General features: G+C 64.0%; 1 protein-coding gene and 1 tRNA gene. One reads left to right on the top strand and one right to left on the bottom strand.

Annotation, left to right across the window (positions count from 1 at the left end):
* Positions 1-116: 116 nt before the first annotated feature.
* Positions 117-197, top strand: a tRNA-Leu gene (locus tag NW857_RS13070).
* 3 nt (positions 198-200) lie between these two features.
* Here NW857_RS13070 and NW857_RS13065 read toward each other — a convergent pair.
* Positions 201-1,196, bottom strand: a complete 996-nt coding sequence (locus NW857_RS13065) for a glycosyltransferase family 9 protein (protein ID WP_414336202.1) — start codon at positions 1,194-1,196, stop codon at positions 201-203.
* Positions 1,197-1,198 lie beyond the last annotated feature (2 nt).

The raw sequence follows: 1,198 nt of genomic DNA, 5'->3' as shown, positions 1-1,198 counted from the left end.
CACTTGCACTTTGAGTTGTGGAAACGGACGGTGGGGCAAGGCTGGGTGGTTTTGGACGCTACCGATGACCTGCAGGTCGCCGTTGCCCGGTTGCCGGGTTAGCATGAGGGACAACAGCGGACGTGGCGGAACGGCAGACGCGCTAGACTTAGGATCTAGTGCCGCAAGGCGTAAGGGTTCAAGTCCCTTCGTCCGCATCCCTAACCAGGAAAGATCACCTGCAGAATCTGCTCCGGCACAATCGACTCCATCGCCCCATTGGCCGCCTTGAGGAACCGAAACGGCCCTTCAGCCGGCAGCAGCCGTTCCGGTTCAGTCGGCCCAAACAGCGCCAGCAGCGGCGTCTGCGTCGCCACCCCCAGATGCATGGGAGCGCTATCCACACACAACAGCAGCGTTGCCCCACCAATCAAGGCCGCCAGTTGCCCCAGCTGGGCAGGGCGGCTCACCGCCAGATCCGGCAGTTGCGACAAAAACCCTTTTGCCAACTGCTCATCCTCTGGCCCCAACACCAGCACCAAGGGCAGCTCCGGCCGCTTCTCCCGAAAGCCCCTGACCACCTTCACCCACTTCTCAGGGGGATAGAGCTTCTGAATGCCCTTCTCCTGCGACAGTTGGCTGGCCCCCGGATGCAACAGCACATAGTCTTGGGCGGCGTCCCCCAGCAGGCGCCGGCGCTCTTGCTCCGCCCACTCCAGGTCTGTTTTTTTGAGGCGAATCTGAGGCAAGCCCGCCGGCGCCACAATGCCAAACCCCTGCACCAGGTCGTGGTACATGTTGGCGGCATATTGGGCCGGCTTCAGGGGCACCGGGTCGGTGAGCCAAGGCCGGCCTGGCCCCGGCGGCGCATAGCCCACCCGCTTGGGGATCCCGGTCAGCCAGAGCAGCAGCTTCACCCCCAAGCTTCGGCCCAGGCTCAGCACCGCGTCGTACGGCCGCTCCCGAATCCGCCCCAGCAGGTCGCTGAGGTCTGCCAACGAGAGCTGCTGCTTGAACGGGAAGGTCAGCACCCGATTGACCGAGGGGCAAACCTCATAGGCCGCCGCCGCCCGCGGCTCCACCAGCACCGCCAGCTCCGCCTCTGGATAGCGCTGCCGCAAACTGGCCAAGGTGGGAAAAAACAAAATCTGGTCGCCAATCCCCCCCGGCACCAAAGCCAAAATGCGGGGGGCCAAAGCCGCGTCTCGAAAAGCCATCT

The sequence above is a fragment of the Synechococcus sp. H55.9 genome (assembly GCF_047462355.1).
Taxonomy (GTDB): Bacteria; Cyanobacteriota; Cyanobacteriia; order Thermostichales; family Thermostichaceae; genus Thermostichus.
This window is presented reverse-complemented; position numbering and strand designations above follow the sequence as displayed.